Here is a 23,996-nt window from a genome sequence, read left to right on the forward strand (position 1 = left end):
TCACGCCTCGTCCTTGATCATATAGCCGGCGCCGCGAATGGTCTTGAGCAGGGGTCTGTCAAAATCCTTCTCGATTTTCGAGCGCAGCCGCGACACATGCACGTCGATGACGTTGGTCTGCGGGTCAAAATGATAGTCCCAGACGTTCTCGAGCAGCATGGTGCGGGTCACCACCTGGCCGGCATTTTTCATCAGATATTCGAGCAGGCGGAATTCGCGCGGCTGCAGCAGGATTTCCTTGCCCGCCCGCTTCACCTCATGGCTCAGACGATCCAGTTCGAGATCGCCGACGCGGTAGGCCATGTCCTGTTCCGGCGTACCCTTGCGGCGCCCCAGCACTTCCACGCGGGCAAGAAGCTCGGAAAAAGCATAGGGTTTTGGCAGATAATCATCGCCGCCGGCGCGCAGGCCGGTCACGCGGTCATCCACCTGTCCAAGAGCGGAAAGGATCAGCACCGGCGTGTTGATGCCGCGTTTGCGCAGTTCGGAAATCACCGAAAGCCCGTCGCGACGTGGCAACATGCGGTCAATGACCATCACGTCATAGGCGTTTTCCGTGCCCATGAACAAACCGCTATCACCATCGCTGGCGTGATCCGCCACGATGCCGGTTTCGCGAAAAGCCTTCGTCATATAGGCGGCGGCTTCCAGATCGTCTTCAATCACCAGAATCTTCATGTGCGGGACAATAACCTCGCCCGAGGCTTCGGTAAAACCGGATTTCTCTGTCCCCACATCCTGATCGCGATTGATGTCCATCGGCACGGCTCCCTTGAACATGAAAGGCGCCCGAACCACTCCGTTCGGACGCCTCCGTTTCACTTAAGGTCTGACGAGAGATCAGCCTTCGTTGATCGGCAGCGCCACGAAACGGCTCGATCCGTTGGCCTCGACCTGGAACAGCGCGCGGGTGCGGCCGTCCTTCTTGGCCTGGGCGATCACCTTGTTGAGCGCCGCGGCGGTCGAAACTTCCTGGTTGTTCACCGAGGTAATCGTCTCGCCTTCCTTGATGCCGCGCGAGGCAGCCTCGGAGTCCGGATCAACGTCGGTAATCGTCAGGCCAGTCCCCTCTACCGAAGGCTGCACGCTGATGCCGAGGCTTGCCAGCGCCTGTTCGGTCGAAGGCTTGGTGTCTTCCTCGGTGGAGTTGTCGGCCTTGACTGCTTCGTCAGCCGCCATGTTACCCAGCGTCACCGGAACGGACTGCGCCTTGCCGTCACGCCAGATCGAAACATCAATCTTGGTGTTCGGCGCAAAGGCGGCAACCTTCTTGGCCAGATCGCGGGCGTCGTTGATCGGGTCGCCATTGACGGCGGTGATCACGTCACCCTGCTTGATGCCGGCCTTCAGGCCCGGAGAGCCTTCCTGCGGGGCAACAACCAGCGCGCCCTTGGGCTCGGACAGGCCGAGGCTTTCAGCGATATCCTTGTTGACCGGCTGGATCTGCACACCGAGCCAGCCGCGCTCTACCTTGCCGTCCTTCATCAGGTCGGCGACCACATCCTTGGCGGTCGAGGCAGGGATCGCGAAGGCAATGCCGACATTGCCACCGGACGGCGAGAAGATCGCGGTGTTGATGCCGACCACTTCGCCATTGAGGTTGAAGGTCGGGCCACCCGAATTGCCGCGGTTGACGGCGGCATCCACCTGAATGAAATCGTCATAAGGACCGGAGCCGATGTCGCGGCCACGGGCAGACACGATACCGGCGGTAACAGTGCCACCGAGGCCGAACGGGTTGCCGACGGCCACCACCCAGTCACCGACGCGCGTCTTGTTGTCGTCGGCGAAGTTGACATAGGTGAACTTGCGGCTGGAAGCGTCGACCTTCAGCACGGCGAGATCGGTGCGGCTGTCCTTGCCGATCAGCTTGGCATCCAGCTCGGTGCCGTCATTCAGCACGACCGTATAGGCCGAACCGTCGGACACGACGTGGTTGTTGGTGACGACATAACCGTCTTCGGAGATGAAGAAGCCGGAGCCCTGTGCGGTCGGACGCAGGTGATGCGGACGCTGCGGGCCACCACGCTCGGCGCGATCACGGCCACGCGGGCCAGCCTGCGGACCACCAGGTCCCTGCTCGCCACCGAATTCGCGGAAGAAGCGCTTCAGCGGATGGTCTTCCGGGAGATTTTCAAAACCGCGGCCGCCAAAGGAAAAACCGTTGCCACCGCCACGCTCATCGTTGGATGCGGTTTCCGTGTCGGACTGGACACGAACGGAAACGACGGCGGGAGAAACTGCCGATACGACATCAGCGAAGCTTGGAACCTGCGGCGCGGTGACGGAAACCGGGGCTGCGAAGGACTGGACGACCTGGGCAGGGATACCGGTCGAAAGCATGACCGCGGCAAGGCCTGCGACGGTCGTGGTCTGGAGGACAGTCTTCAGCGAGGGGCGGCCGATTTTGCTCTTGAGCATGTTGGTACCTTCTTCTCTTCAAATGGTGCGCCGGAGGGGACGGCTGCGGTGGATGAGAAGAGATATAGGAAGGCGCAACTTAACTGCACGTGTCCGCGACATGAATTGTTGGTAATGTTTGGAAACCGGACATTCCCCGTCCGTTGCCAGAATCAAAAAGAGCGAGCCAATGGCCCGCCCTTTCGAAATTCATCGGCGGCGCCTGATCAGGCAGCAGCACCTTCTTCGTCGAACTGGCCGCACCAGTCATTGGCGGCAACGACCGGCCACAGGCCACGGGCGTTGGCATCCGGCTGCGAAACCGGCGGGTTGAAACGACAGAGACCAGCGTCCTCGGCAGCAGCGCCAGCGTTTACGATGTGATCTTCATAAAAAGAGCAGGCCTTGCAAGCAGCAGTGTTCGACATAATGCTTTTCCTCTTTGTTATCGGGCTCAAAACCTGACACCCGCATTCATGATATTAGAATTATTCTAAACTTCTATGCCGTTGTTTGGCAAGGGGGATTCAGGATAATTTTTCGAGAAGGCATTTTTTGCGGCGGTTTCTTGCCAGAGGCCAGGCAGCACGCGGAAGGCGATATTCAAGGCCGCGGCAAAGCGAATGAAGACAGGCGGCCGCAGGCGATCTCACCCGTCATCGTGATAAACGCCACCATACCTGACAGACACACACATTTTTCTGACGTAAGTAGCCGAAATATAACGATAAATTACCTGATCAAAGGCACTATTCGTAACTTCGAATTAATGACTTTTATCAATATTCTCAGAAAATTTTATTTGTCGGAGATTTTCGTGAGCCTCAGGTCTTTTATTGGCGGTGATGCGTCGGATGTTCTGGACGCATTCAATCGTTCGCAAGCTATTATTTCATTCAAGCCGGATGGCACAATCCTTGATGCCAACGACAATTTCTGTGCCGCCGTCGGTTACGCCCGCGAGGAAATCGTCGGCAAGCACCACCGCATTTTCGTAGATCCGCGCGAAGCACAATCCTCGGATTACACTGAGTTCTGGAAAAAGCTCGCCTCCGGCAGGTTTGATCGCGGCCAGTACAAGCGCTTCTCCAAAACCGGCCAGGAAATCTGGATCGAAGCCTCTTACAATCCGGTCATGCGCGGCAGCAAAGTCGTCAAGATCGTCAAGATCGCCAGCGACATTACCGCCTCGAAGGTTCATAGCCTTGAAAGCGACGGCAAGCTCGTTGCACTCGAACGCGCGCAGGCGATGATCGAGTTCACACCCGACGGCAAGATCCTCAATGCCAACGAAAATTTCCTCGGCGCACTCGGCTACACGCTGGAAGAGATCGTTGGCAAGCATCACAGCATGTTCTGTGAGCCGGCCTATGTCGCCACGCAGCAATATGCGGAATTCTGGCCGCGACTGGCCGCCGGCGAGTTTTTCAACGATGAGTTCAAGCGCTTCGACAAGTCGGGCAACGCCATCTTCATCCAGGCGACCTACAACCCCATTCTCGATGATGACGGCAAGGTCTTCAAGGTCGTGAAATTCGCGACCGACGTGACCGGCCGCGTGCGCGCCCTTCAGGAAATCGGCGCCGGCCTGCAGCGTCTGGCCGAATGCAATATCCGCTTCACCATCGATGACCCGTTCGTGCCGGAATTCGATCACCTGCGTCACGATTTCAACGAATCGCTGGCAAAATTCCAGCAGACGCTGGAGCAGGTTCTCGGTCAGACGACGATGCTGTCGGCCAAGAGCGGCGAAATGAGCGAAAGCGCCAATGGCATTGCCCATCGTTCCGAACAGCAGGCAGCGGCGCTGGAACAGACATCGGCAGCGCTGGAACAGATCACCGTCACGGTCGGCCAATCGTCGGAACGCACGGCCGAAGCCCGCAAACTGGTCGTCGAAGCCCGCTCCGCTGCCACGAAATCCGTGCAGGTCGTCACATCCACCGTCAACGCCATGGACCGCATCGAAGCGGCATCCAAGGAAATCTCCAACATCATCGGCGTGATCGACGAGATCGCCTTCCAGACCAACCTGCTGGCGCTGAATGCCGGCGTCGAGGCCGCGCGTGCCGGTGAAGCCGGCAAGGGTTTTGCCGTCGTGGCCCAGGAAGTGCGCGAACTCGCCCAGCGTTCGGCATCAGCCGCCAAGGAAATTTCCGGCCTGATCCTCAATTCCTCCCGCGAGGTGCAGGAGGGCGTGCGCCTCGTCGGCGCCACCGGCGAATCGCTTAAGGATATCGAGCGTTACGTCCAGTCGATCGACACCAATATCGAAGCGATCGCGGTTGCCGCCTCGGAACAGTCGACAAGCCTCGGCGAGATCAACTCCGCCGTCTCCTCGCTCGACAAGATGACGCAGGAAAACGCCGCCATGGTCAGCAACATGAGCGCCATTGCCGGTGCGCTTGCCAATGGCGCCAGCGAACTGGAACAGCTCGTCAAGCGCTTCAAGCTCAACCGTCGCAAATGGGTGCGCGAACCCGGCTCGGATGCCGCCACCCGCGGCACGGATGCGCGCGGTTACGGCCGGCAGTCGCTCTATCTGCCCGCCACCCAGGTTCCGGGCGCCGCCGCCTCGATGCTGAAAGCGGTTGCCTGATCAGTCCCTGAAACGATCACAAACGAAAACAACGCCGCGAGCCTGAAGCTCGCGGCGTTGTTGTTTCGAACCTCGTGTTGATGGGGCTTTGTTACCCCTTCGACAATTCGTCGATCCGCGCCTTCTCTTCATCCGAGAGCGGCGTCACCGTCTTCAACGGCGGACGGCTGCGCACGAACAGGATCATCGTCAGCGCACCGATCAGCAGGAGCGCGATCGGCGCTGACCACAAGGCGATCGTCTTGGCGCTGAGGCGCGGTTTCAGCAGCACGAACTCGCCATAGCGCGACACGACATAATCCAGCACCTGCTCGTCCGTATCGCCATCGGTCAGGCGTTCGCGCACCAGCACGCGCAGGTCCTTGGCAAGCTCGGCATTACTGTCGTCGATCGACTGGTTCTGGCAGACCATGCAGCGCAGATGCGCCGAAAGATTTCTGGCACGCTGTTCCAGCACCGGGTTTTTCAACACCTCGTCCGGGTTGACCGCCAAGGCGGGAAGCGGCGCGAGGAAGGCGAAAGCGAGAAGGATGAGGGCGAGAACACCCCCTCTGGCCTGCCGGCCATTTCTTATGGCAGGAACGGAGCCGCGCGCTCCCAACGATCTCCCCCCTTGAGGGGGAGATGTCACGATAGTGACAGAGGGGGGTAGCGAGGGTGCGGCACATGCATTGGAATCGGCAAAATCGCCGGGACTACCCCCCTCTGCCCTGCCGGGCATCTCCCCCTCAAGGGGGGAGATCGGCTGGACGCAAGCTCCCGGTGCAAACACAATCCAATTGCCCTCATGGGAGGTCGAAGGGTATTGTCCGCCCATCATTCCGCAGGCTCCATCACAGGCTTCACCGGCTTGGCCACCTTGACCTTGCGGCTCGGTGCGCCAACCCGCAAGCGGCGATCGGAGAGCGACACGAAGCCGCCCAGCATCATGATCAGGCAACCACCCCAGATGCACAGGATGAACGGCTTCCACCAGATGCGCACGACGATGCCGCCATCGGCCATCGGATCACCCAGCGACACATACAGCTGGCTCAGCCAGAAGGTGACGATGCCCGCTTCCGTGGTCGGCATACGGCGCGCCGTATAAAGCCGTTTTGACGACCACGTATCGGCAACCACGACGCCAGCCTTGCTGATCGAGAAATGGCCCTGATCGTCGGTATAGTTCGGCCCCACCGCATGGCGCATGCCGTCGAACACGAGGCTGTAACCGCCGGCTTCCGCCGTGGAACCCTGCTTCATCTCAACCACCGTTTCGGTCTGGTAGGTGGAAACGATGATGATGCCGAGCACCGTCACGCCAAGCCCGAAATGCGCCAGCGCCGTGCCGAAGGCCGAACGCGGCAGGCCGATGAGACGCCGCCATGCCACGTTGAAGGCAAGTTTGCCGAAATTGGCGCGGTACCAGAGATCGGCCAGCGCGCCGAGCATCAGATAACAGGCAAGCGCCAGCCCCAGAGCGGCCATCACCGGCCCGCCATTCTCGATGTAATAGAGAACCAGTCCGGCCACGAATGCCGCGCCGATCACCAGATAAAGCCGCTGCATGGCGCCGAGCAGATCACCGCGCTTCCAGGCCAAAAGCGGCCCGAACGGCACGGCCAGCAGAAGCGGGATCATCAGCAGGCCAAAGCTCAGGTTGAAGAACGGCGCACCGACGGAAATCTTTTCACCGGTGATCGTCTCCAGCACCAGCGGATAAAGCGTCCCGGTCAGAACGGTAGCACAGCACACCGTCAGGATCAGGTTGTTGAGAACCAGCGCGCCCTCGCGCGAGATCGGCTGGAACAGGCCACCGCTTTTCAGCCGTGGTGCTCGCCATGCAAACAGCACGAAGGCACCGCCGATGAACAACGTCAGAATGCCGAGAATGAAGATGCCGCGTGTCGGATCGGTGGCGAACGCATGCACCGATGTGAGAACGCCCGAGCGCACCAGAAACGTGCCGAGCAGCGACAGCGAAAAGGTCATGATCGCCAGAAGCACGGTCCAGATCTTCAGCGCCTCGCGCTTTTCCATGACCAGTGCCGAATGCAGCAGCGCCGTCCCCGCAAGCCACGGCATGAAGGAGGCGTTTTCGACCGGATCCCAGAACCACCAGCCGCCCCAGCCTAGTTCGTAATAGGCCCAGTAGGAACCCATGGCGATGCCGGCGGTGAGAAACGTCCAGGCCGCCAGCGTCCACGGACGCACCCAGCGCGCCCAGGCGGCGTCGATACGCCCTTCGATCAGCGCCGCGACGGCAAAGGAGAAACAGACGGAGAAGCCGACATAACCGAGATAGAGAAGCGGCGGATGGATGGCGAGACCAAAGTCCTGCAGGATCGGGTTCAAGTCCTGCCCTTCCGCCGGGGCCGGATCGAGCCGGATGAACGGATTGGATGTCAGCAGGATAAAAAACAGGAAAGCCGAGGCGATCCATGACTGCACGGCCAGAACATTGGCTTTCAACGTCTCCGGCAGGTTCTTGCCGAACACCACGACCAGTGCGCTGAACAGGACCACGATCAGCAGCCACAGCATCATCGAGCCTTCGTGATTGCCCCAGACACCGGTGTATTTGTAGAGGAGCGGCATCAGCGAATGCGAGTTTTCCCAGACGTTCTTCACCGAGAAGTCGGAAACCACATAGGCCCAGGTCAAAACGCCGAACGAAAACGCCACCAGCGCAAACAGGACAAGCGAGCCGACCGGCGCCAGCGCCATCATCGCCGCATCCCGTCGGGCAGCACCGATGACCGGCACGACCGACACGATCAGCGCCACGGCAAGCGCCAGCACAAGAGCAAAATGACCGATCTCGATGATCATGGTTTGATCGCTCCCGCTGCTTCACCCTTGGGCTGCGCCATACCCTTGCCGCTGCCATCTTCCCAGACACCGTCCTTCTTCAGACGGTCGGCAACTTCCTTGGGCATATAGTTCTCGTCATGTTTGGCCAGAACCGAGTCGGCCACAAAGGCATGGCTGGCGGCATCGAAGGACCCTTCGGTCACCACGCCCTGCCCCTCGCGAAAAAGATCGGGCAGAATGCCGGTATAACTCACCGGCACGGTGTTCGCCCCATCCGTCACCACAAAGGTCACGGTCGATCCGGCATCGCGTTTCACCGATCCGGCCTCGACAAGCCCGCCGAGACGGATGCGTGTGCCCGGAGAAATCTGCGCCGTCTTCAGATCACCCGGCATGAAGAAATAGGCAACCGACTGGCTGAAGGCGAACATCACCAGAAGCACCGCCACCATGATGAAGGAGACACCGCCGGCAATCACCGCCATACGTTTCTGTTTGCGGGTCATGGTTTTGCTCCTTCGCCGACCGGCGCCTGCGGCTCGATGCCCATTTCGGCAGCCAATGCCACCAATTGCCGCCCCTCGCCTGTCGTCGGCGCAAAAGTCTTCAGGCCCTTGTCGAGCGCCTGTTGCGCCCTCAGCCGATCGCCGAGCACGCCGTAAGAGCGCACCAGCCGCAGCCAGCCCTCGATATTGTTCGGTTCTTCCTCCAGCCGCGCCGCCAGCGTATCGACCATGCCGCGGATCGCTGCCTGCCGGTCGGGTGCCGCCATGCCGCCGATCGCCGCCACGTCCGCGTCGGTCGGGTTGCCCGGCGGACGGCCCGCACCCGAAACAACACCCTGATTGGATTGCATCTGCCCGCCGGTCTTGACGATATGCTCGTTGACCAGCGCCAGCCACGGCGCACCGGGCGGCGTGTCATTGGCAAGCTGCTCGAAGGCTACGCGTGCCTCGTCGTTGCGGCCGGCCTGTTCCAGCGCCAGCGCCAGATAGAAACGCACACGCGCATCGCCCGGCCGCAGCTTGATCGCCGCCTCGAAGGCGGTACGGGCATCCTCGATGACGATACCGTCATTGGCCGCCACCAGCGTTTCGCCCAGCCCCGCCAGCCGCTCCGGGCTTTCGCCGAGAAAACGGATGGCATTGCGATAGGCCATCTCGGCATCACCGAGACGCTGGGTGCGAAAATAGATCGGTGCAAGCAAGTCCCAGCCGGCCCCGTCCTGCGGGTTCTGCGCCAGATGCCGCTCGGCCTTGGCCACCAGCAGTTCGAGATTGTTGCCGGGATTTTCCAGCCTTGCCGCCAAAGGCTGCGCCGGCAGCCACGGGCTGCCCAGCGCCACGTAAAGACAGAGCCCGATGGCAGGAATGAATAAGGTCACACCCATGACGGCCAGCGAAACGCGGCGTTTTGCCGGCGAAACCGCGGCCTTGGCGCCCTTGTCGGCCGTGGCGATCAGCCGTCGACCGATTTCGGCGCGGGCATATTCGGCTTCCTCGTCACCGATCAGCCCCAGCCCCTTGTCGCGCTCGAGTTCGCGCAACTGGTCACGATAGACCGCCGCTTCCCCTTGCGTGGAATCGTCAGCCGCCTCGGCGGGACGCGCTAAGGGCAGAATAAGAAGGGCGGCAACAGCCGCCGTCAGACAGGCAAAAATAATCCAAAGCAACATATGCGCCCATTACCGCAAGCGGCCAGGCAATAAAACAGCATGGCACGCAGTGACGGGAATTTGAGACCTCGTGCCCCAGCTTCCACGCCCTTTATAGAATGGTTCGAATATACCCGCCTTTGACCTGGGACAAACGAAATTGACAGCCGACAATCGCGATTGCCGCCATTATCGGGTTTTGCACGAGAATTTGAATGGATGGGACCGCTAAGCCGCCAAAGCGATCAGAGCAACGGCGTCCACGTGCCATCGGCATTGCGGCAGGCGGTTCCGCGCGCCTTCACCTCGGCGCGACCCTCGGGCGTGATCGTGTGGGTATATTGGCGGCAATTCTGCGCACCCACCTGGAAGGGTGCATTGGCAACGACCTGCCCCTTGATGCCGCTGCCGGCCCAGGCCACCGGCTGGCCGCCCGGCGAACCTTCAAGCGCGCGATATTCGGCTTCCAGCCCGCGCTGCTTGTCGCTGTTATCGACCTCGACGCCGCTGCGGGAAATCACACCGCCCTGCAATGCCGCGATATAGGATGCCGAAGACACCTTTGCGCCGCCGCCCGTCGTCGTGCAGCCTGCCAGCATACCAGCCGAAAAAAGCGATGAAACGGCAATTCGGGCAAAATGAAAGCGCATGCGTCTCCAACCGGTTAGGCAATCGTCAAATGGCCTGCCGCATCTCACCGGGATTTTTCCCGATGTCAGAATGGGACAGCTGTAACCTTCCCATCATTTAGCGCTTTATCCTCGCCGGTCGAGGTGGAAAATCAGAAGATTTACCCTTTTCCATCTCACTTTCACGACAGGCGCGGGGATCGCGCAACACATGCTGATAAGACCTGCGTTTTATCAGACGGCATCCTTGACCACGGACGGCAACACCAGCCGCGCCCGCAACCCGCCGCGCGCGCCACGCGTCAGCTCGATCTGCCCCTGATATTCCGAGGTGATCTCACGCACGATCGAAAGGCCCAGCCCGGTGCCGGGCTTGCTTTCGTCCAGCCGGCGGCCGCGCTTCATCGCTTCCTTGATCTCGTCCGGTTCCAGCCCCGGCCCGTCATCCTCGACGATGATCTCGATCCAGGTCTTCTTGGCAGCTTCCGCCCCCTCCGGCGCCTCGCCCACCGCCGCCGTCAGCGTCACCGCCAGTTGCGAATGGCGTGCGGCATTTTCCAGAAGATTGCCGATCGTCTCCTCAACATCCTGCTGTTCCATCGCAAGCGCCAGCCCGCCCGGCGCCACCGTCAGCGCAAAACTCTTTTCCGGGTTGAGGCGGCGCATCACCCGCACCAGACGTTCCAGCACAGGTTCCACCTCGGTGCGCGCCAAAAGCGATTCCCGCTGCGCGGCAATGCGGGCGCGGTTGAGATAGGATTGCACCTGTCCCTGCATGGCTTCCGCCTGCCCGCGCACCAGTTCCGAATGGCCCTTGTCCAGCAGCCGCGATTCGTTCAGCAGCACGGCGATCGGCGTTTTCAGCGAATGCGCGAGATTGCCCACCTGCATGCGCGCCCGCTCGACGATACGGCGGTTGCTTTCGATCAGCGCATTGGTCTCGACCGCCAGCGGCCGGATCTCGCGCGGAAACTCGCCTTCCAGCCGCTCCGCCTGTCCGCGCCGTACTTTTTCCAGCGCGCGCCGCGCCTCATCGAGCGGTCGCAGACCGAACAGAATGGCGGCACCGTTGACGATCAGGCTGCAGACGCCAAAAATCACCAGCGCGATATAAAGGCTGCGGTTGAAGGCGGACGTGTCTTCCTCGACGACATTCAGATTGCCCGACACACGAAACCGCGCCGCCCTGCCCTCGCCATCAAGCACGACCTCGGTTTCCGCCACCAGAACATTGTTCCCATAGGCATCCGTGGTCGGATAAAAACGTTCATAACGGTTGTTGAACGGCACTTTCAGGATCGTCGGCACGGCGATGTTGGACGCACCGAGCGAGGAAGACGATAGCGGCTGCGAGGCAAATGTGCCGAGCGGCTCGATGATCCAGTACCAGCCGGTCTCCGGTTGCGAGAAGCGCAGGTCACCCAGTTGCGGGCTGCCGGTGATGTTGTTGTCGTCGCCGATCGCGACCGAATTGATGACGTTGTAAAGCTGCGCGCGCAACAGATCGGTAAAGGCGCGCTCTGCCGATTGCCGGTAAAGCGCGGTGATAACGATCGAGATCACCACAAGCGCAACGGCCGACCACAATGTGGCGAGCAGCAGAACGCGGGCGGTGACAGATCTAATGAGCATCGGTTGGCGCTTGCATCCGGTAGCCGAGGCCACGCACGGTTTCGATCAGGTCGACGCCGATCTTCTTGCGAAGACGGCCGACGAAAACCTCGATCGTATTTGAGTCGCGGTCAAAATCCTGGTCGTACATGTGCTCGATCAGCTCGGTGCGCGACACGACCTCACCCATGTGATGCATGAGATAGGAGAGAAGACGGAATTCGTGCGAGGTCAGCTTCATCGCCACGCCGTTGACGGTCGCCTTCGACGCCTTGGTATCGAGCCGCACCGGCCCGCAGGCGATTTCGGAGGACGCATGTCCCGCCGCGCGGCGTATCAGCGCGCGAACCCGCGCGAGCACTTCCTCGACGTGGAAGGGTTTTGCCACATAGTCGTCGGCACCAGCATCGATACCCGCCACCTTGTCGCTCCAGCGGTCACGCGCCGTCAGCATGATCACCGGCATGACCTTGCCGTTGCTGCGCCATTTTTCGACGACGCTGATACCATCCAGTTCCGGCAGGCCGATATCGAGGATCACGGCATCATAAGGCTCGGTATCACCAAGGAAGTGACCTTCCTCGCCGTCGAAGGCCTGATCGACGACATAGCCGACTTCCTTCAGCGCATCAGCAAGCTGCCGGTTGAGATTGACGTCGTCCTCGACCACGAGAATGCGCATGTCGGTCCTTTGAAAGCAATTTGGCCTGGAATATCCCGGCGCTGAAGAGCACCGGACAGAGAATTACATCGGTACCCTTACGGTAACCTTGCGCGGACGCTCGCCGCTGCCCTGAACCAGCACGGTGATGATGCAGGTCCGGCCATCATTGGAAGGCTGGGCCGACAAAAGCTGCCCGCCGGTATCGCGTACGACCTTGTTTGCGGCATCGCCACAGTCGCTCGCCACCAGCAGCAAATAATCGCGCGCGGTCGCCTGCATCGGCACCAGGCCGAACAGAAAGCAGGTCGCAATCGCACCGATCATCGATTTCTTCATAGCCACCATTTCCACCCGTAAGAGGGACAGAGTGAGTTCCAATCGTTGAGGAACTATGTATCGAACAGCGGCTGAATGGCAAATGAATGGGGAAGATGGCTTTCGTACAGTCCATGTTTTGCACGCTTTTGGTGCAACAAACGCTTCATGCGCGGCCGATGGGATTGCGACGGCACCGCTCGCTCCTTCGATCTCCCCCCTTGTGGGGGAGATGTCACCGAAAGGTGACAGAGGGGGGTGGACGACGGTGCGGCAAAGGAAACGAAATTGGCATTCGCGCCAGTCCTACCCCCCTCTGCCCTGCCGGGCATCTCCCCCACATGGGGGGAGATCGGCTGAACGGCTTGCTTGCCATTCCCGATGTTTCACCCGCCAATCTCGCTCTTCGCCGAAATCCGGCCATAGATGGCAATCAGCCCACCGACGGCCCCCACCGTCGTCACAGCAAGGTCGGCAAGCTCGACTTGCGTGCCCGCATCCACCTCCGCGCCCATGATCTGCAACAGCGACGCGCCGACTGCGATCAGCGCGCCCCATACCGTTTTCGACTGATACCACGCCTTCATGCCATCCATGACTTTTCTCCTTCGTCACGCTTCGAAATCAAGGTTGACAATGGCCGCGACACCCAGCGGCACCGCCCGCCCGATCTGGCGCAGGCGCAGCACAAAACCGCCCGGCAAACTCCCGAAATCGGCAATCTGCTCAGCCGCGCCATAACGATAAGCCGGCACCGCCACCTCGACGCTGCGCACCACCACCTCACCGCTCATAATTTCCAGAAAATACCGCTCATCCGGCTCGTCGAGCGGTATCTCCGCCGCCTCCCAGCTGTCGGCATCCACGCGTCCGCGCCGCACCCATGACATGGCGATCGCACCATCCGCCTGCCGCGCACCGACCACATGCACCGGCGCCAGCGGCATTTCCGACCGCAAACCGCCGGCAAACACAAACGGCCCGGCCCGGCCACCGGCGGAACCGCCCGCTTCCACCAGCCAGTTCATCTCGACACCACGCTCTTCCGACGCCAGACCCAGCGGCACCACCGCCGCATCCAGAACCACCACCGCCGCGCCCGTATCTGCCCCGGCCAGCATCGCATCCTCGCTGCCACCAAGACCGCGCAAAAGCTCCGTCAGCCGCCAGCGCCCCTCCGCGATCTCTTCCGCGCTGGCAAAACCGATCACCTCCCAGCCGCCCAGAACACTCTTCACCGCCAGCCGGTTGTCATCATTCAGCACCGACAACGTTTCCGCCGAGGACACGCCATCAAAAAACAGCGCGCATTCCAGCACGCCGGCGCGGTCGAACCGCCCGCTCACACCGGGCCCAAGCGCCGCCGTCAGCCGCCCCACCCGTGCCGGCCGCTCGATCGGCGCGCGCGCCCGAAAACCCTCGGCTGTTGCCGAAGACGACACCACTATGCGCCGCCACGGCCGGCAGAACGCCGCCACCCGCGCAAAATTCCGGGCTTCACCCGGCTCGAAACGCGGCAGGTCGAGGAAATGCACCACCGGCGCAAACGACGCCGACGGCTGTCCGGCAACGGCGCGCCCACCGCCCTCGTGCGGCAGAACGGCAACCGTTGCCGCCGGCATATGCCGCCGCGCCTCGATCCGCCGCACCGCCCCGTCTTCGATCCGCTCGATGAGAAAGACACCATCCGGCCCGCCAGCAATCCGCACGGCATCGCCGGTTTCCAGTGCCAGTTCGGCCGGCGACAGCGCGAACGAAACGCTGCGCCGCGCCAGCCGGTTGTCGCGCAAAAGATCTTCCGCCGCCGTCTGCGCCGTCTCTTCCGCCAGCACCGCCGGCAGGTCACAACGCAGGATCCGCTGGCTCTGCGCCTTCGCCCGGCGTGAGCGCGCGCTCGCCTGTTCATAATCCAGAACCGGATTGAACGAGGCCAGGATCGCTTCGGCGGCAAAATCGCTGTCATGCCCACGCGTCTCCGACCACAGTGGCTGATCGTCGAGGTCGGCCAGCACATCGATATCGGCGGGCACAAGGCTCACCCTGCCGCGCGAGCGAAATCGCAAACGCCCGCCATCCTCGGTCACATCGACGCGAAACGCCAGCAATAGCGGCTCGATCAGCGTTCGCGCCGAAGCCAGTTCCCCCTGCACATAGCCGGTCAGGTCGCCGCTCACCTCCGACACATCAAAATCATCGAAACCGTGATCGGTCAGAATGGCCGCGATCGCATCGGCCAGTGTCGTAGCCCCCAGCCGGCCATTCAGCCAATGCCCGCTGCGCCAGTTGCCGCCATCGCTCCACACGGAAAGATCGTTCGGAAAGGCCGGAAACGGCCGCGCATCCCAGCTCCACACAAACACATGGCCGGGATCGACCATGCCCGAACCCGCCCGCTCCGGCGCCTGCCACCAGCCATGATGCGCCTCGAGAAACCGCCGCTGCATGCTGTCGGAGCGCGCCCCGCTGGAAAAATGCGGCGCCCTGCTTTCGGACGATTTTGGGTCGAGAAACAGATTGGGCTGGTTCGCCCCCTTGTCGATCGCCGCGCAGCCAAGCTCGGTGAACCAGATCGGTTTCAGCCCCGGCCGCCACGCACTCGGCTGCACAAGCTCGCGTCCGCCCATCCGGTCGAAATGCAGATTGCTCCACCATCCGGAAAAATCCTTGGCTCGAAAGGTCCAGGGCTTGCCCGCCAGCCCATCGCTGATCGGCGACCTTTGTCGCGCAGCCCGGTCGGCATCACTGGCATAATACCAGTCAAACCCCTCACCGCCGTTTATCCCGGCCTGCAGGGCGGAAACGTCATCGGCCAGACGCGCACCATCCGGATTGGCCGCGCCAAGATCATCATCCCGCCAGTCCGACAGCGGCATGTAATTGTCGATGCCGACCGCATCGATGGCATCGGATGCCCACAACGGATCGAGATGAAAGAACACATCGCCCGAGCCATCCTGCGGGTGATAACCAAAATATTCGCTCCAATCGGCGCCATAGGTGAGTTTTGTTCCCGGCCCGACGATCGCCCGCACATCCCCAGCCAGCCGCACCAGTTCGCGCACGAAGGGAAAGCCACCTGCCTCGTCACGCACTTGCGTCAACCCGCGCAGTTCCGAGCCGATGATCAGCCCGTCGACACTGCCCGCATCGGCACACAGATGCGCATAATGCAGCAGCATCCGGCGATACCCATCGGCACGATTGGCAAACACCTCCAACTGAGCGTGCGCCACCACGCTGCCGTCCGGCGAGCCCGCCTGTCCCGGTGCCGGATGGCACGAAATCCGCCCCCGCCAAGGATAGGCCGCCTGCTCCGCGCCGCCATGCGGATCGGCCAAACCATTGCCGACAGGCACATCCATCATCACGAACGGATAAAGATAGACCTGCAGTCCACGCGCCTTGAGATCGGCAATCGCCTGCCGCACATCGTCATCCCCCGGCGTGCCGCCATAGGCCGGCCCACCGCCGTTCTCGCTGATCAGATGCGCATCACCACGCGAAAAATCGGCCACGCTCCACGGCAGGCTTTCATCCGCCCGCGCCCGCACCTCCACTCCCGGCAGGATACGGCACTCCCCGGCCCGCAGATCGCTCCCGAACCAGGACACGACCAGCGCCACGCGCTCGAGGTTCGGGCATAACGATACCAGTTCGTCGATCGAAGCCTGCCAGTCGGTCGCCGCCGTCAGCGTGTTGCGGTTGAGAATCCGCGCACTGCCGTCGCCGGTCACTTCCTTGACCTGCACGGTGGCATACCCATGCTCTGTCGCACCGGGAATGATCGTCACCGCGCGGATCTGACCCTCCAGCACACCCACCGGCCGCACCACTTCGAACTGGATCAGCGGCAAACGGTTGCCAAACGTGTCGAGCGGCAAATGGTCGAACACCGCATAGGCCAGCCCGCGATAGGCCGGCGCTCTGCTCTCACCCTGCTTGGCCTCGATCAACGGATCCGGCAACTGATCTTCCGACCCGAGATGCACCCGCATCTCGATGCCGGTCAGATCAAGCTCCTTGCCATCTGCCCAGACCCGCCGCACCCCGGCAATCGGCCCTTCACAAATCCCCACCGCCAGATTGCCGAAGTAAGAAAACGTCTCCACGGTCGGCCCGCGCGTCGCCTTGCCGCCGGTACGCTCGCGCGTCACATCCTCCTGAAACCGCGTCGCCCAGATCAGCGTGCCGCCCACCCGCACCGTGCCATAAACCCGGTTGACCGCCGTGCCCTCATCCGCCCCCGGAATGCGCGCCGTCGCCAGCCGCGCACCGGAAATTTTGCCGCTGCCATTGATCAGCGCCCGGTCGACCATGCTGCCGGCCAGAGCGCCCGCCGCCCGCCCGATGATCGCCCCGACGGGTCCAAAAACACCACCAAGCGCGGCCCCCGCCGCCTGAAACAGGATCGTGGCCAAAGGAAAACCTCAAGGTTTTTGGAGGTCGGAAATGAAAGGGCTGCCACGATCCCCGCAGCGGCCTTCCGGCAGCCAAGCGGCATCGCCAAGGCACGGCAAAAACGGCCCGCAAGGCACCACACGCCATCGTCGCGAACGTCGCGGCGAACTCAATTTACACGCGCAAAGGTTGTGATAACGTGCAGACGTTCAGGAGCTGAAGCAGCACGCGCCGCGCCAGCCGGCGCGCCGGTGAGGATAGGCCCCACCGGCCTCGGCAAGGGCCTTGCTCTCGAACATGGAGGTAGTGCTATGAAGCCTTGGCCGATTAGCGTTACGCTTACTCTGCGGATTACCCGGACGAGCTGGTCAATCACCGTCCGGGTCATAATCCAAAGATAAGTCCGTGGCAGGCGGTGATAGCACACCGCCTGCCACTCCATTTCGTATATACGAAATGCCCATCAAACTCAACCATGCCGCTCATCACGAAACCGGTGCACCGCTGCGATCCGCCGCCGCCAGGACGGTACTAGAACCGAGCGCGTCACCGCTGCCTGCTCATAGGCATGAATGAACCGATCCCCCCCCGCAAAAAATGCCGGCATGTTTGGCCGCACAATCGGCCCGCCAGCGAAACAGCAGCACATCCCCCGGCACCATGTCGGCCAAGGCCAACGGCTCCCCGAACAGCCGCAACCCTGCCGCCAGCAGCCGGTCATCGCCACTGCGTTCGGCCCAGTCGGTCGCGTAGGGAGGCACCGGTTCCGCCTCACGGCCATAAAGCCCTCGCCACACGCCCCGGATCAGGCCGATGCAATCGCAACCGACACCCAGCGTCGCGCCCTGATGCCGATAGGGCGTGCCGATCCAGCTTTCCGCCAGCTGCACCACCCGGTCGCCAAGCGTCGTCATTCGAAGATCGGGCCGCCGTCATGCAGCCGCTCCCCGTCGGCGAAGGAATAGGCGAAGTCCGATCCCGGCACATGCGGAAAGCCGCGAAAGTTCAATTGATTGCCAAATTTCTGGCGGCAGGTCGCAAACGCCTTGTTGCATCCCGCCGTCACCCAAAACACCTCACCGGCAGCGATATCCCGCTCGACCGGTAGCCATAGCGTCAGTTCCGCCGTGCCATCGGCATTGCGCACATGGCCGTCGATCTCCAGCTCCTCACCACTCTCCATGGTCAGAACACCCTGCCCGAAAAAGCCGCCGGCAAACCCTTGCAACCCCGCCACCGTCAACCGCGTCCGGTCGCGCGCCAAAACCACCGTCCCGGCAGCACGATAGGCGGCCAGATCGACCCGGCAGCGCCCATCGCCGAGGCTCGCATCACAACGCCGCCCGTAAACCCGGCCCTGCGGCTGGTCGAGCCGATGCGCGAGGCTGCGCAGCTCGGCGGTAAACTGTTCGCCAGCCCGGCTCACCTCGCCGATCTCGCGCAAGGCAAGGCGCATCCTCTGATCCGGCGCCTGCCAGTTCACCACCAGCAATTCCACCCGCGCGCCGTCATAAAGCCCCGCCGCCAGATCAGCTTCAGAAATCACCTCGCTGGAAAACCCGCCAGCCACCGTGCCGGCACTCACAGAGAGCCCGCCCTGCGCCTCTTCCTCGCTTGCCGAAAACCCGCTCGAGGCCAGAAATGACGTGCCGTCCACCAGCAGATCGCCGTCATGATCGGTAAATCCCAGCACCACGCCGTCGCGTCGAAAAACCCGCCAGCAATGGCAGATCGTCGTCACATCGCCCTGCAGATGCGCGGCCAGTCCCGCCGGTATCGTTCTCATGCCAAAATCTCCGTCAGCGGAATGGTCGGAATGCGCCCGGCATCGAAACAGGAAAGATTGACGTCGATCCGGTCGATATCGAAACGCACGGCGACATCGAACTCATACCCCGCCGTCACCACGCGACCTGCCGCCGGCGCCACGGCAAAGGTCAAAACACCCGTCGCCACATCCACCGCCCAGCCATCGACCAACGCGACCCCATCCACGGCCACGACAACGGAACCGGCCACCGGCCTGGCGATCACCCGCTCAAAACCACCACCGGCATCCGCATAGGTTTTCACCAGCTGAAAGGTCGTCCGCACCCCGTCACCTGCCCCGATCACCTGGTCGGTCGCCGCCACGGCCTGCAACGGCCCGCAGGATTTCCAGTCCACCGGATCGCGAAACCGAAACCCGTAAAGCTGTCCGCCACGCGCCTCGAAAAATGCCAGAACCTCATAAAGATCGGCAACGGATTTGATGCCGGACCCGGCGTCGTAACTGCGCCGCGAATTGCGCCAGCGGCTGTTGCGTTGCTCGCGCCCATTGGAAAGATTGACGATTTCGGTGCGCCGCACCGGCCCGCCGCTCACCCCCAGCGCCAGCCGCAGCGGAAAGCGCACATCATGAAACCCGCTCATCGTCCGGCGCTCCTGATTTTATGTCCGGCCTCAAACACCACGCTGCCCGCGCGCGACACTGCGCGCCAGCATGGCCGAAATCTGCCCCTCGCTTTTGCGAAAGCTCGCGGCATCGGTTGCCGTCACGTTGAAGACGATCTGCGCCGCCTGCCCGCCACCACCTGTTGCCACGCCCAGCGCCCCATCCGGCCCGCGCCTCAGCGGCAAAATCGCCTCCGCCCCGGCCTCGCCCATCAGGCCGAGATCACCCCCACCCATCGGGAAAAAGCTCGGTGCGCGCACCACACCGCCATCGGCAAACGGCGTCACCGAGCCGACAAGATTGCCGATCATGCCGGACAACAGCCCCTCCAGCGGCTTCAACCCGGCGGAAAGTGCAATATCCGTCAGCCGGTTGCCGAGCCCCTTCAGCACATCGTCGAGCCCGCGCCCGCCAACGGTCGCTGATCGCAGCGCCGAGGTCAGCGCCGCGCCAAACCGCGTTGAGCGCCTCTCCAGATCGGCCATCACATCGGCCAGCGCCTCAGCGCCGGTCAGCGTTTCGGTCATGGTGTCGTGGTTTTCCATCCTGTTCCGCTCCGGAAAATGCCCCTCACTTGCGATCTCTAACACTTAGCTGAAGCTAAGATATTGAAATCGCTTTCTCTCCCGCAAGGGGAGAGATAAAGCCGCAGCGCCCTTCCTCTCCCCTTGCGGGAGAGGATAGCAAGCCCGCACGAAGCAAAGCTGAGGGCCTGGACGCGCTTGGTGAGGGGTAAACTCCAAGAAACAATCCTCTACGGCTCCCCTCACCCATCCGGAAACGCCGCCATCAACCCCTCAAACCGCGCCCGCGAAAACGCATCACCGCGCCCCGCAAACCCACCCGCCACACAAAAAAACTCCCGCGGCGTCAGCGCCCAGAAAACCGCCGGCACAAGCCGCAGCCGGCAGAGCCCGGCATGCATCACCGTCTCCCATGGAAACGGCTGCACGCCTGTCGCCTCGCCCGCTGCGGCCCTCAAGGGTTTGCGGCCACCACCTTCGTTTCCGTGTCGGCTCCACCAAACGTCGCCTCCAGCAGATCGCCGACGATGCGCGCATAACCGGCAATTCCGCCATCGATGCTCATCGCCGCCACCTCGGCATCGGACAGAAGATTGCCGCCACCACGAAGCCCCGCCCCGATGACGGTAATCATGTCGCCCGCCTTCAACCGCCCGGAGGAAAACCGCTCCGCCAACCCGGATAGATCACCGACGGCAAAGGCCGTTTCCAGTTCCGCCAGCGCCCCCAGCGTCAGGCACAGGATGCGCCGCTCGCCGTCCAGCACCGCCTCCACCTCGCCGCGCCGCCGGTTGGCACGCCCACCAACGCGCGCCTCCATCACAGCGCTCCGAACACAAGGCTGCCGGCGGATTCCAGCGCCAGTTCGAACCGGATCTCGCCATCATGCTCGCCGGCATATTCCAGCGCGGTGATCTGGAACGGCCCGCTGACCGTGCCGAAATCCGGGATCAGCACCTGCCAGGGGAGAATGGCGCCGGCAAACAACGTCGCCCGCACCAGCGCGTCCGAGGCCTGATCCTTGAAAATCCCGGCCCCCGTCAGCGAGGCCCGCTGCACGCCCGCCCCGCCCAAAAGTTCGCGCCAGCGCCCGGCGCTTTCCGCATCGGTCACATCAACCGTCTGGGTGTTGAAGGCCAGCCGTTTCGACCGCAGCCCCGCCACCGTCTGAAACCCGCTGCCGTCATCCAGCTTCAACAGCAGGTCCTTGCCCTTCTGCGCCACCATGCCGCGCTCCCTTGCCTTTGAGTTTGATTTTGCTGTCATCGGCGGCTTCCCGCAGAAGGAGACGCCTGCTAACGCTTGCACCCAGCGGCATCGTGCCGGCGGAAAATCGATTCCGGTTTTCAGGCCGATGCTGAAATGCCCTCACCCTGTCCATCGCCTCATCCAGACACGTATCCCCGCCATGCCTTTTCCGCTCCGTTCGGCCCAGACAATCGGCGTCCTCGCCGTCACGCAGCTGATCGGCTGGGGAACGACCTTCGAATCCGTCGGCGTGCTCGGCCGCAGGCTGGCGCCCGATCTCGGCCTTGCCAATGAGGTGGTTTTTGCCGGGCTGTCGGTAATGATGATGGTCAGCGCACTGGCCAGTCCGCTTGTCGGCCGCATGCTCGATCGCCACGGCGCCGCGCGCGTGATGGCGGCGGGCTCGCTGTTCTTCGCTGTCGGCCTCTGCCTGCTGGCCGCCTCCACCGGCATCCTCACCTATGCGGTATCCTGGGTCATCCTTGGCCTCGGCGGCGCCTTCACGCTGTCCGCACCGGCCTTCACCGCCGTCGTCGAGCGCGAGGGCGCCGGCGGCAAACGCACCATCGCCATCCTCATGCTGTTCACCGGCCTGTCGGCCACGATCTTCTGGCCGCTGCTCAGCGTCATCTCGGATCTTGCCGGTTGGCGCAGCACGCTGGTGATGGCGGCGGCCCTGCACGCTTTCGTCTGCGTGCCGCTCTATCTGTTCGGCCTGCCCAAACCGATCGCTTACGAAAAATCCGGCGACAGCGCAGACTTCGCACCGGTGCCGCTGAACGAGGGCGACCGAAAACGCGCCTTCCTGCTGGTGGCGATCACCACCGCCATCGCCTCCTTTGTCACCTTCGGCCTCTCACCCTCGCTTCTGGAAGTGTTGCACCAGTTCGGCGCCACGCCCGAATTCGCCCTGCAGCTTGCCGCCGCCCGTGGCGTGCTCGGCATTTCCGCCCGCGGTGTCGATATGCTGCTCGGCACGCGCGGCAACCCGTTCATCACCTCGGTTGCCGGCTGCAGCTTCATGCTTGTCGCCTTCGCCGGCCTGCTTGTCCTGCCCGCATCGGCGTTCAGTCTCTGGGTTTTCATCGCGCTTTACGGCTTTGGCTCTGGCATCCTCGTGGTCGCCCGCGCGCTACTGCCGCTGGCGCTGTTTTCGCCGCGCGAATACGGCCGCCAGGCAACCCGCCTCGCCATGCCGCAGAATATCGCCAATGCGCTCGCCCCCGTCATCTTCACCATGCTGATCGACCGCACCGGCGTGGCGACAGTGATCATCACCGCCATCGCGCTTGCCGGCGTCGCGCTGATCGCCATCATCCTGCTGATCGCGCTGGTCCGGCGCGTGCGGGCGCAAGCCGCATTCATTCCGTCACCGCCCTGAACCGCATTTCCGCCAGCTGAAATTTCGTTTTCGCCTCGCGCCGCGTCCGCGTGCCCCGATGCAAAAGGCTCACCAGAACCGCGCCCTCCAGCGCCATCGCCGCATCGTGCAGCAGCGCTCGCACGCGGGCCGCAATCACCTGCGTCTCCCGCCGCCCCTCCGACAGTGACCACACTTCCAGCGTGATCAGATGCACCTGCAGCGTCTCGCCATCCTCATCGCGGCTGTCGGTCTCGCCAAACACCACGCAAGGCAGCTCGGCCCGCGCCAGCATGCGGTCGCGCACGCCATCCGGCCCCACCAGCGCCCGCAATTCGGCATCACCGGAAAGCCGCGCAAAAATCGCCTTCATCAGCGCATTCACCGCCATCAGCGCCCCTCCTCCTCGCAATGGCAGACGAGATACCGCCGCGTCTCATCGGGATCGCGCACCGCCCTGATGGCGAATAGACGCTCCCCCTTGCGAAACCGTTGTCCGCCCAAAACGCCGTCACGAAACCGCACCCAGATCCGGTGCGTCACGGTGGCGCTCTCGGCCGCCGCCCCCTTTTCAGACACCACGAACGACACCGGCTCGATCCGCGCCCACATCGACGACGCAATGGTCCAGACCATCACCGCGCCGCCCTGCCCATCCGGCAGCGCCTCGGCCACTTCAAGCTCCAGCCGCGCCGTCATCTGTCCGGGATCGAAAAACGTGACCGGCATGTTTAGAGCCTCCGCAGCCGGTAAGAGGCGATCAGCCGCTCATAGCCATCGGGAATGCCGGCCGGCTGGCTCTCCAGCGCCACCACGCCGCGGAACGCAAACATATGCGCCACATGCAGCAGCATGGCCCGTTTCAACCCGTCCGGCACATCGGCACCGCCCTCCCCGAAACCGGCAACAAAGGTGATCTCGATACCGTTCATCACCTGTCCCGGCGCCGGCGGATCACGCAGCCACAGCCGCACCGGCCGGCTTTGGCCATCGAGCAGATGATCTTCAAGTGACACATCAACCGGCGCACCAGCCGCATCATAAACCGTCACGTTCTCAATGGCTTGCACTGGAAACCTGACAATCTTCAGGATGCCGTCGCGCGGCCAGAGATCGAGGCACAGCCGCCATGTCTGGGTGATCAGGCAAAGCCCGGTCTCGCGCTCCAGATGTTCGCGTGCGGTGGTGATGAGGGAAGAGATAAGCGTATCCTCATTGCCGTCATCAAGCCGCAGATGCGCTTTGACGTCGGCAAGCGTGATCGGCTCCGCGGTGGGCGGAGTGGTCAGGATATAGGTCATGGGAGGTCCCGCGAGGTTGCGTTGTGCGGTGTTGGCCCCTCACTTGCGATTTCTAGCACTTAG

The 23,996-nt window shown here is 62.6% G+C and carries 24 protein-coding genes and 1 pseudogene; 2 read left to right on the forward strand and 23 right to left on the reverse strand.

The genetic code is table 11. From position 1 onward, the window contains the following. From AAIH70_RS03470 to AAIH70_RS03480, 3 genes are all read right to left on the reverse strand, one after another. Positions 1-678 carry a response regulator transcription factor gene (locus AAIH70_RS03470; protein ID WP_165932009.1) on the reverse strand — a complete coding sequence of 226 codons (678 nt, stop codon included), beginning with the start codon at positions 676-678 and terminating at the stop codon, positions 1-3. A 162-nt stretch (positions 679-840) separates the two neighbouring features. Next, a complete protein-coding gene (locus AAIH70_RS03475; RefSeq protein WP_132272955.1) occupies positions 841-2,421 on the reverse strand; it encodes a Do family serine endopeptidase in 1,581 nt (526 codons plus the stop codon). Positions 2,422-2,627: 206 nt separating this feature from the next. After that, positions 2,628-2,828, reverse strand: a complete 201-nt coding sequence (locus AAIH70_RS03480; RefSeq protein WP_112731693.1) for a hypothetical protein — start codon at positions 2,826-2,828, stop codon at positions 2,628-2,630. Positions 2,829-3,217: 389 nt separating this feature from the next. On the opposite strand from AAIH70_RS03480, the gene AAIH70_RS03485 reads away from it, so the two are divergent. After that, positions 3,218-4,999: a methyl-accepting chemotaxis protein gene (locus AAIH70_RS03485; RefSeq protein WP_165931969.1), complete on the forward strand. Its 1,782-nt coding sequence runs from the start codon at positions 3,218-3,220 to the stop codon at positions 4,997-4,999. A gap of 91 nt (positions 5,000-5,090) precedes the next feature. Here AAIH70_RS03485 and AAIH70_RS03490 read toward each other — a convergent pair whose 3' ends face one another. From AAIH70_RS03490 to AAIH70_RS03570, 17 genes and pseudogenes are all read right to left on the reverse strand, one after another. Further along, a complete protein-coding gene (locus AAIH70_RS03490) occupies positions 5,091-5,573 on the reverse strand; it encodes a cytochrome c-type biogenesis protein (RefSeq protein WP_430033536.1) in 483 nt (160 codons plus the stop codon). A 242-nt stretch (positions 5,574-5,815) separates the two neighbouring features. Continuing rightward, positions 5,816-7,813 carry a heme lyase CcmF/NrfE family subunit gene (locus tag AAIH70_RS03495; RefSeq protein ID WP_132272951.1) on the reverse strand — a complete coding sequence of 666 codons (1,998 nt, stop codon included), beginning with the start codon at positions 7,811-7,813 and terminating at the stop codon, positions 5,816-5,818. Further along, complete coding sequence (gene ccmE / locus AAIH70_RS03500) at positions 7,810-8,301, reverse strand: cytochrome c maturation protein CcmE (protein WP_430033124.1); 492 nt, start codon at positions 8,299-8,301, stop codon at positions 7,810-7,812. Before ccmE ends, AAIH70_RS03495 begins: the two co-directional genes overlap by 4 nt. Next, positions 8,298-9,470, reverse strand: a complete 1,173-nt coding sequence (ccmI, locus tag AAIH70_RS03505; RefSeq protein ID WP_132272949.1) for a c-type cytochrome biogenesis protein CcmI — start codon at positions 9,468-9,470, stop codon at positions 8,298-8,300. Before ccmI ends, ccmE begins: the two co-directional genes overlap by 4 nt. A gap of 224 nt (positions 9,471-9,694) precedes the next feature. After that, complete coding sequence (locus AAIH70_RS03510) at positions 9,695-10,099, reverse strand: hypothetical protein (protein WP_132272948.1); 405 nt, start codon at positions 10,097-10,099, stop codon at positions 9,695-9,697. A 213-nt stretch (positions 10,100-10,312) separates the two neighbouring features. After that, positions 10,313-11,710, reverse strand: coding sequence for a sensor histidine kinase (locus tag AAIH70_RS03515; protein ID WP_132272947.1), 1,398 nt, complete (start codon positions 11,708-11,710; stop codon positions 10,313-10,315). Then, on the reverse strand, positions 11,700-12,371 hold the full coding sequence (locus tag AAIH70_RS03520) for a response regulator transcription factor (protein WP_132272946.1): 672 nt from the start codon (positions 12,369-12,371) through the stop codon (positions 11,700-11,702). Before AAIH70_RS03520 ends, AAIH70_RS03515 begins: the two co-directional genes overlap by 11 nt. Positions 12,372-12,434: 63 nt before the next feature. Continuing rightward, the gene (locus tag AAIH70_RS03525) at positions 12,435-12,632 is read right to left on the reverse strand and encodes a hypothetical protein (RefSeq protein ID WP_245519140.1); all 198 of its coding nucleotides are present in this window, start codon (positions 12,630-12,632) and stop codon (positions 12,435-12,437) included. A gap of 422 nt (positions 12,633-13,054) precedes the next feature. Next, the gene (locus AAIH70_RS03530; protein WP_132272944.1) at positions 13,055-13,264 is read right to left on the reverse strand and encodes a hypothetical protein; all 210 of its coding nucleotides are present in this window, start codon (positions 13,262-13,264) and stop codon (positions 13,055-13,057) included. Between the two features lie 15 nt (positions 13,265-13,279). Next, positions 13,280-17,086, reverse strand: coding sequence for a baseplate multidomain protein megatron (locus tag AAIH70_RS03535; protein WP_132272943.1), 3,807 nt, complete (start codon positions 17,084-17,086; stop codon positions 13,280-13,282). Between the two features lie 449 nt (positions 17,087-17,535). Beyond that, positions 17,536-17,980 (reverse strand): annotated as a pseudogene (locus AAIH70_RS03540) (NlpC/P60 family protein). Beyond that, positions 17,977-18,852 (reverse strand): DUF2163 domain-containing protein, encoded by an 876-nt coding sequence (locus tag AAIH70_RS03545; protein ID WP_132272941.1) that lies wholly within the window; start codon positions 18,850-18,852, stop codon positions 17,977-17,979. Before AAIH70_RS03545 ends, AAIH70_RS03540 begins: the two are co-directional and overlap by 4 nt. After that, the gene (locus AAIH70_RS03550; RefSeq protein ID WP_132272940.1) at positions 18,849-19,478 is read right to left on the reverse strand and encodes a DUF2460 domain-containing protein; all 630 of its coding nucleotides are present in this window, start codon (positions 19,476-19,478) and stop codon (positions 18,849-18,851) included. Before AAIH70_RS03550 ends, AAIH70_RS03545 begins: the two co-directional genes overlap by 4 nt. Positions 19,479-19,508: 30 nt before the next feature. Continuing rightward, the gene (locus tag AAIH70_RS03555; RefSeq protein WP_132272939.1) at positions 19,509-20,045 is read right to left on the reverse strand and encodes a phage tail tape measure protein; all 537 of its coding nucleotides are present in this window, start codon (positions 20,043-20,045) and stop codon (positions 19,509-19,511) included. 221 nt (positions 20,046-20,266) lie between these two features. Next, positions 20,267-20,452 (reverse strand): rcc01693 family protein, encoded by a 186-nt coding sequence (locus tag AAIH70_RS03560; protein WP_281033558.1) that lies wholly within the window; start codon positions 20,450-20,452, stop codon positions 20,267-20,269. A 26-nt stretch (positions 20,453-20,478) separates the two neighbouring features. Then, entirely contained in the window at positions 20,479-20,844 is a 366-nt protein-coding gene (locus tag AAIH70_RS03565) for a gene transfer agent family protein (protein WP_132272937.1), read from the reverse strand. Beyond that, entirely contained in the window at positions 20,844-21,251 is a 408-nt protein-coding gene (locus AAIH70_RS03570) for a phage major tail protein, TP901-1 family (protein WP_132273689.1), read from the reverse strand. The genes AAIH70_RS03565 and AAIH70_RS03570 overlap by 1 nt, the downstream gene beginning before the upstream one ends. A 181-nt stretch (positions 21,252-21,432) precedes the next feature. Between AAIH70_RS03570 and AAIH70_RS03575 the strand changes: the two genes are divergently transcribed. After that, positions 21,433-22,653, forward strand: coding sequence for an MFS transporter (locus AAIH70_RS03575; RefSeq protein WP_430033134.1), 1,221 nt, complete (start codon positions 21,433-21,435; stop codon positions 22,651-22,653). On the opposite strand, the gene AAIH70_RS03580 is transcribed toward AAIH70_RS03575, so the two are convergent. Genes AAIH70_RS03580 through AAIH70_RS03590 form a run of 3 tightly spaced genes read right to left on the reverse strand, consistent with a single transcriptional unit; the run spans position 22,634 to position 23,933 of the window. After that, a complete protein-coding gene (locus AAIH70_RS03580) occupies positions 22,634-23,023 on the reverse strand; it encodes a DUF3168 domain-containing protein (RefSeq protein ID WP_348639713.1) in 390 nt (129 codons plus the stop codon). The two genes, AAIH70_RS03575 and AAIH70_RS03580, sit on opposite strands and share 20 nt — an antisense overlap. Continuing rightward, positions 23,023-23,361, reverse strand: coding sequence for a phage head closure protein (locus tag AAIH70_RS03585; RefSeq protein WP_132272935.1), 339 nt, complete (start codon positions 23,359-23,361; stop codon positions 23,023-23,025). The genes AAIH70_RS03580 and AAIH70_RS03585 overlap by 1 nt, the downstream gene beginning before the upstream one ends. A 2-nt stretch (positions 23,362-23,363) precedes the next feature. Continuing rightward, positions 23,364-23,933 (reverse strand): head-tail connector protein, encoded by a 570-nt coding sequence (locus AAIH70_RS03590; RefSeq protein WP_132272934.1) that lies wholly within the window; start codon positions 23,931-23,933, stop codon positions 23,364-23,366. Positions 23,934-23,996: the final 63 nt, after the last annotated feature.

It is taken from the genome of Neorhizobium sp. BT27B (assembly GCF_050455485.1).
In the GTDB taxonomy this organism is placed as follows: domain Bacteria; phylum Pseudomonadota; class Alphaproteobacteria; order Rhizobiales; family Rhizobiaceae; genus Neorhizobium.